The 7595-nt window shown below is 59.1% G+C and carries 3 protein-coding genes; 2 read left to right on the top strand and 1 reads right to left on the bottom strand.

Going from position 1 to position 7595, the window contains the following annotated elements; translation table 11 throughout:
- On the bottom strand, window positions 1–5472 hold a 5472-nt coding region (locus tag VGB22_01150), incomplete at its 3' end, for a hypothetical protein (protein ID HEX9749883.1).
- 1174 nt (window positions 5473–6646) lie between these two features.
- On the opposite strand from VGB22_01150, the gene VGB22_01145 reads away from it, so the two are divergent.
- Entirely contained in the window at window positions 6647–7060 is a 414-nt protein-coding gene (locus VGB22_01145; GenBank protein HEX9749882.1) for an ATP-binding protein, read from the top strand.
- Window positions 7053–7343 (top strand): STAS domain-containing protein, encoded by a 291-nt coding sequence (locus VGB22_01140; GenBank protein HEX9749881.1) that lies wholly within the window; start codon window positions 7053–7055, stop codon window positions 7341–7343. The genes VGB22_01145 and VGB22_01140 overlap by 8 nt, the downstream gene beginning before the upstream one ends.
- Window positions 7344–7595 lie beyond the last annotated feature (252 nt).

Below are 7595 nucleotides of genomic sequence, written 5' to 3'. Positions count from 1 at the left end.
CACTGTCGCGGAGCCCGCATACGGACTCAGCTTCGCCTCGATGGTCGGACTGACCGCGCCGCTGATCACCCGGATCAGGTAGGTCAGATCCGCCACCGTCAGGGACACCCCGTCCCCGTTGACATCTCCCGCCTGCACCTGCAGGGCACGCAGCGCGGCATCTTCGGAGAATACCTCCACGCCATTGATCAGATAATTGACCAGCAGGATCGCATCGCCGACCTCGTAGGAGAGGCCGTTCTGGTTGATGTCACCCCGTGATCCCGCCGGCTCCACGATCCGCATCTGGGCGCTGCCCAGTTGGACTCCCGGCAATACACTGCCGGAGAGAGAGGCGGCACAGTTTTCATAGTCCGACTCCGCCATCACGAAGGTCATGTCTCCTGTGCGGCTGCTGATGGTGTTGTCGGTGCAGCCATCCAGACACGTCTGCCAGTAGACGCTCTGACCGGCTAAAGAGCGGTCCGGCGTCACGTTGACCGTCACATTGGCCAACACCCCCACCGGACGGTACGCCGACGACGGGGGATGCATCGCACCATTGGCCAAATCCGCTATGGCGATCAGACGGATCACGCCGGTCTCCAGCCGATAGGTGAAGTACTCCCAGTCCGCCAAGGCGGATCCCCGTTCGACCTGGGCGATGCTGAACACCTCATCATCATAAGCAAAGGCCAGCTCGAAGGAGCCGACATCCGACTGCGCGCTATCGAGACGAATCGGAATAGTGGTCCGTCCGCCGACCGCCACATCCACCGGCGATGACACATCCCCCGCCGCCACGAAGAAGGGGCAATCGGGACGCAGCACCGTCACCACCCGCTCGCAGAACGCCTCGTTGCCGCAGGCATCGGTGGCCGTGTACGTGTAGGTGATCGGAACCGAAACATCGGTGCACCCCACACCGCCGACCGAGGAACGCTCGCAGACCACTGTCACCGGACCGCAGTTGTCGGTGACCGTGGCATCGAGGACATCGCACGGCGGCAGATCGACAAAGCGCTGCACGTCGATGTCAAGCATGCAGGTGACCGTCGGCGGGGTCTGATCCTCGACCGTGATGATCTGGTCGCACTCGCTGGAATTGCCGCAGTCGTCGGTCGCCGTGTATGTCCGCGTCACCGTCCCGCCGCACGGTCCGCCGACCAATGGTCCATCGGCGCACGTAATCGTCACACCACCGATATTGTCCGTTGCGGTGGCATCGCCGGGATCGCACGCGGTGATCTCGGCTTCACACTCAACCGAGTAATCATCCGGGCAGGTAATGTCCGGCGGCGTGACGTCTTTGGTAAAGCACCATGAAAATGAGCATGTGTCGCTGCTGACGTGGCCGAAGTCGTCGACCACTTTGAAATAGACGCAATGGTTGCCGTCGCTCAGACCCGCGAATCCTGCCAGTGCCCATGCGGCGTTGCTGTAAGCTGTGCCGCTGAGTCCGCCCGCAAGCAGGGTCCAGCCCGCGCCGTCGCAGCCGTCATACTGATAATAGACAGCGTCCAGATCACAGTCGTCCGACGCCGAAATGTCCAGCGAAGGAACTGTGTTGAAGCACAGCCCGTCGGCGGGGCCGTTGAATGTGAACACCGGGTCTTCGCAATCGGTAGTCAATGCAATCGGTCCTGCCAAGGGCACCGGGAACAGCACAAAACCGGGGTGCCACAGGTTGCGTGCGACCATTTTGATCTCGTCGTCCAGACAGCTTTCCGTCCCGCTCATGGTCACGCTAAATATGGTTTCGGGTCCGTAGAGCGAGCCGACCGTCATCGTGAAAATGACCTGCAGCGTGTCGCGGTTGCCGGACGGATGCGATGTCTGACCCCAGAAGAAAATCACACCGTCGGGCACCGACGTGGTGACCGCGTCGACGGTCAACGACGAGGGATAGGAGATCTTGATCTCCGCACCGGCGAGATCTTCGACGATCTCACCGATCAACACATCGAACGTAAAGTCGCCGGAACAATCATAAGCAATCGCATCAGGTGACATGAGCAGGCCGCAGTCGACATTGGGATTGTTGTCGACATTGGCCCCGGCGCCGCCGACCGGATACGGGGGCGTGCCGCTGTAATCGCTCCAGCAATTCTCGTTGTAGTAGTTGCCGGGCGTGTCGTCGTCCGCGTTGGTCGTGTTGGAGAAGATGTTGAATTGGGCATCGACCGTTCCGCTGTAGTTGGCCAAGCCGTAATTGGAGTTGTACAGGCGGTTTGACGTCACGATTGAAGACAGCGCAGCGGTCGGGTCGCGGTACAACTCCATCCCCACGTCAAAATTTGTGATTTTGTTGTCGTCGGCCGAGAAATCCATCGTCTCAGTGCCGAAGACATAGGCACCGATTCCGACGCCGTTGCCGTCACCGTCGACGATGTTCCCAGAGACACTTGTCGTCAGCGCCTGAATCCCCGCCGCCTGATGGCCGCCGGCTGTGGCATCGAGATCATAACCGGAATGCGGCGGCGTCTTGGTTGAGACACCGGGGTCAGCGATGATGTTCCACCAGTAGGGCGTCGCGCCCATGCCGGCGGTTGTTGCGGTTACGGTGTTCCCATCGATGTTGCCGCTGGCGTCGATGTACCACACGCCGACCTGACACTCGGAGATGCTGTTGACGGTTGTCGCAACCAGGCCCGCACCCGAGAAGATGAGGACTCCGGCTGAGGCAAAAGTCGCCGGCGTGTAAGAGAATCCGCTGATGTCATTCTCATAGATCGAGCCCTGCGCGCCATTGGAGAGCTGGATGCCATTCTGCGCGATAAACGTCACTGGTCCGGCGCCCGAAACGTCGTTGAGAGTGGCGTGGGCGGTCAGGTCTGCACCGGCCAGGACCATTGCGTTTTTCTGGAATCCAAAGACGTCGTTGTCAGTGACCAGGAGCGTGCGGGCGTTACCGTCATCGGCGAATCCATAAATCCCGACACCATGCTGTGAACCGTCGATCGGCGTGTTCCGGACGTCCTTGACTTCGCATCCGGAGACCGAACCGCCGGCGTTGCGATAACCGATGCCGATAAAGCGGTAGTTGCTGTTGCCCAGTCCCAATCCGTCGACCGTCAAATCCTGGATGGCAACGGAGGAAGAGTTTTCCGCCGAAATGACGGCATAGTTGCTGTTCGGACCGGGCGTGACGAATGAATGCGTCATTGAAGCGGTCGCCTCGATCGTACTGACACCCACACCCGAGCCGATCAGATTGAGATTGGTGTAGCCGTCAATGATGACTTGCCCGGGGTAGTTACCCGGCACGACATAGACCGTGCTGGCGGTGACGAGATTAACCCCTTCCTGCACGCGGTTTTCGGCGCCGGTCTGCGGGCTGTCGTCGTCGACCCAGAGTGACGAAAAGTCGCCCTGGAATCCGGCAGTGCCGCCATCGCTGTCGATGGCGTCCAGCCACGGCGTGTAGTCGATATCGCCGACCACTTGCCCCGCGACAACGCCGGGATCGACTGAGCCCCACGAGTTGGCCGAACCGTCGACTGTGCCGCCCGACCAATTCGAGCGCATGCCGATGGTGTTGCCGCCCAGCGAATTGGAATACGCCGATGCGGCGGTGATGATACCGGCCCCGCAGGACGACTGACACTCGAAGACTTCGATGCCGACCTCAAACCCGGTGACGATGTTCTCATTGGCGGTAAATGCCAGATCGTCGGGACCGAAGCCGCCATCGGCCTCGATGCCGAACGTCACTGTGTTATCGCCGCCGCTGAAAGTGACGATGTTGCGGAGAATGTCGACTACGAGGAGTGCCGCCGCCGATTTAAAGTCAGCGCCCTTGGCGGCTTCCTCGGGAGCGGCGAACGGCGCGGGGATCGCGTGGTTCGGATCCGACGCGATGATGCCCCATGCATAAACGCCGATTTTCTCGATGGTCAGGTTGTTTTCGTCGATCGTGCCTTCGCCGTCAAAGTTGTAGATGCCGACATGGCCGCCGGTCACCGTGTTGCGGCCGATGTCGATGCCGCCGAAGTAGTTCAGAATGCTGGTGGCGACCCACTTGATGGTCGAATTCGTGTTGTCGTAGGCGATATCGGCAACAACGTTATCCTCCACGCTTCCCGTCGCCAGATCGGCAAAGACCTGTATGCCGTTCTGGGCTGTGATGTCGGTCGGGCCGTAGCCAGTTACCGTGTTGTCGTGCACGTTGACATCCAGCGGCGTATTGGCGGCGGCATTGAGCGCCATGCCGTTCTTCTGGAAGTCGTGGATGTCGCAATTGGCAACTTCGATCGAACGGGCGATTCCGTCATCATTGTAACTATAGACCGCGACGCCATGCTGGTTCCCGTTGAATGGGGTTTCGCGTATGTCGCGAAGCTCAACCAGATCGACCAGGCCGCCGGCGTTGTGAAAGCCGATACCGACGAAGCGGTAATTGCCGTTGCCGCGCCCGGCGCCGTCCACCACCAGATTCTGCACGGACACGTTATCCGCGCCTTCGATCATGACGATGGGGAAGTTGTTCACTCCTGAGGAAAAACTCGACGACAGCGAGGTCGGTGACAGAATGACCGTGCCCGGTCCCGAACCGATCAGGTCGAGATCCTCGGTGATGACGACTTGTTCTTCGTAGGTGCCATCGGCGACATAGACGGTGCTGTTAGCCACGTTGTCGACGCCGTCCTGGACCGTAGCAAAGGCATTGTAGCCGAAGAACTTGCCCGACTCGACCTCGACACCGGGCGCCGTTCCTGCCCAGTCGTCATCGACATAGACAGGGTCGGTGCTGCTTTCCAGATCAATGAGGAATGAGTCACCGGTCGTCAGGTGAATCTCGAGCGCATCGACATGCCCGTTGAAGGACGACCAGCCGCTGCCGGTCGAGATGTTCAGATAGAGCACTGTCTGCGAGGAATAATCGATCGGGGTCGGATCGGCTCCGACCCCAGCTCCGGGATACGATGACCAAGTAATGTCACCAGCGGCGATGTCCTGAAGCGTCGGTCCGCCGTAGAAGCCGAAGTTGCCGCAGTGGTTGGCATCAAAGTAGGTCAGTTGGTTCGTACCCGCATCAGTGTTCCAGGTGTTCCAGACCCAGGCCGACGGGGCGACATAGCTGTTGGAATACAGCGGCTCGGCATTGAGCCGATTGCCATACCACGACGCATCACCGCCGACATAGGGCAGAGTGTAGATCAACAGGTAGAAATCGACGCCGCTGGGATTGGTGCCGTCGTTGACCGTGTGGTAGGTGATATTGGCGATTTCGCCGATCGTAAAGCTCTGGCCGAATTGGGCCAGCGGGTCGATGTACATCTCAAGCTTCGGCGCCGGGTAGGTCTTCGACCACGACCCCGCGCCCGTAAACTGTTGTGCCGTACCATGATCGGCCGATGATGCGGCGGCGTACGGCGGGCCGAATACCAAGTTTGAGACAGCTGCTTGTGCTGCCACGGCGGTCGACAACAGCGCGATCGCCGCCAGTGCGACCATGGCCGGTACTTTTGAGACTCGCTTCGCTCTGTTCATACTTCCTCCCAGAAGTGAGATGTGATGATGAGCCCGCAGAATCGCACGCGCTCTGAGTGATTCTCCTGATTTGTCAAATGGCCGTCGGTGATGAGCTTTGGCACATCAAGTCGGAATAGTAATGTCACTAATATGAATTGCCTTTCTCCTCTCAGGCATGGGCACCATTGTCCTCCCTCGATTCAGCGGAGACACAGTGCTCCACCACACAAAGTTGGTAATGATGCCGACCACGAGCGAAGTGACGTCTGCCAACAAAAGAATAGTAACAGAACTCGACCCATGCGGAGTGCGGGCGATGAGTCCGGTGATCAAGAAATCGATCGCGGTCACCATAGACCTGCCGATTTCGGGAGTCAAGCCGAATTGCCCAAATTTGACAAAAACCAGCATCCGCTGGATCCGCACACCGATGTAGTGAATCTACATAATGTTGATTGCGGAATTCGAATATCCACGGCGCCACTGTCAAACGACAAGTCGCACAACATGTTCATGCCACCGTGACCGCGCCGCTGAAATGTCCATTAATGAACCGACATAGTCCGATTAGGCATCGATGCCTCGCCGTCGTGCAACACCCCGGTGATCGTCCGGCGCCCATGATGCCGGCTTCGATGACCCACTCCGGCATCCGCGCAATGCACGATCATTCATCGTCCGGCATCGCTTGTGTCCCAGCCGCCTGGCGACGCTGTGCACCGTCAATGACCGCTTTCTCCCTGCCAACTGCCGATCCATTTGTCCGTTTGGATCCTCCGTCTGTTTCATATCCCGGAAATCCGGGCTCACCCGCCCCCAAGTGACGCCTCTGCGCCCCATCCCTACCGGGCGGGTTCTTCGACAAAGGCGCGCGGCGGGCAGCAACAGGCGACGTCGGCTCAGAATTATGAGGTCGCTTCAATGAACCGAGGCGCCGACCCTGCGACGCAGAAGGGAATTGTAGCCGATCGGTTGTACTCGTCACGCGGATCGGGCGGCGTGTGTTCGGTCCATCCCACCCGATCACAATGTCGGCGCCTTGCGCCGAATACGACAAGGACTGGCACAGACACCTGTGCGGACACTGTCGTCAAATGCGGCATTGATTCCCGGCACAGGTCGCCGATGATTGCTTTTCCGGGCGACCGATCGCGCCTGATCGGTCGCGCACGCGGTGGCCCAGAGCGCGACGATGGAACAGCATTTTGCCAAGGTTGTTGAGTCGCTCGCGTCCGTCGGCGAATTTGTCGCACAGTTTGCTGCCGAAAGCCGGCTGAGTACCGAACTGACCCAACAATTTCAACTGGCGATCGAAGAGGTCTTCGTCAATTACGTCCGCCACAACAGGGAGTCATCCTACGACATTACCGTACAACTCTCCGTCGATGAAAACATCGTGCGCGCGTGCCTGATCGACCGGGATGTCGAACGATACGATCCGACCAGTCGCCCCCCGGTGGATACGGGGCGTCCGATTGCCGATCGTCGGCCCGGCGGCCTTGGCGTTCATTTTATCAAAGAGATGATGGACGATTTCATCTACGAGTATGACAACCGGACATGCCGGATTACACTGATCAAGCATCTGGGGACTGCCAATGTTTGAGATCGCCGCAACTGACCCATCAACCGTTGTCTTGTCGGGTCGATTCGACGCCTCGCAGGCGGAGAAGGCCGAGGCGGTGTTGGATAATGTCAGTGGTCATACAACGTTGGACTGCCGCAAACTCGACTACATCTCAAGCGCCGGGATCGGTGTCATCCTCGCCACGTACAAACGACTCGACGAGTCCGGCGCCACCCTGTCGATGACCCATGTCAATCAGCATGTCCGTCAGGTCTTTCACTACGCCGGCCTGGACAAGATCATTGCGCTCACCAGCGACTGATACTCTGGTTCTCGCAACGATGCGACGGCTCAATCCTGGGGTGAGCCCCTCGGCCTCAACCGACTGATTCGGATGAAGCGTCTTGCGTGTCGCCCCACGGGTACTTAGCTTGAATCAGTTTCATAACCTCCTGAGCGCGATGACGACGCAAGCCAGATGCAAGAAAGCCAGATACATGACGGCGTAGAATTCGTAGCGTACGACGAGACGGCGGAATCGATGCAACCAAGCGAAGGTGCGCTCAACGATCCA

Source organism: Candidatus Zixiibacteriota bacterium, from assembly GCA_036397555.1.
Lineage (GTDB): Bacteria > Zixibacteria > MSB-5A5 > WJJR01 > WJJR01 > DATKYL01.
The sequence above is the reverse complement of the archived record's forward strand: the minus strand, read 5'-3'. Positions and strand labels throughout refer to the sequence as shown.

What these genes read in the sequence shown, in the direction of transcription:
- VGB22_01140 (HEX9749881.1), top strand. Translation starts at nt 7,053, where the DNA reads ATGTTTGAGATCGCCGCAACTGACCCATCAACCGTTGTCTTGTCGGGT.
- VGB22_01145 (HEX9749882.1), top strand. Translation starts at nt 6,647, where the DNA reads ATGGAACAGCATTTTGCCAAGGTTGTTGAGTCGCTCGCGTCCGTCGGC.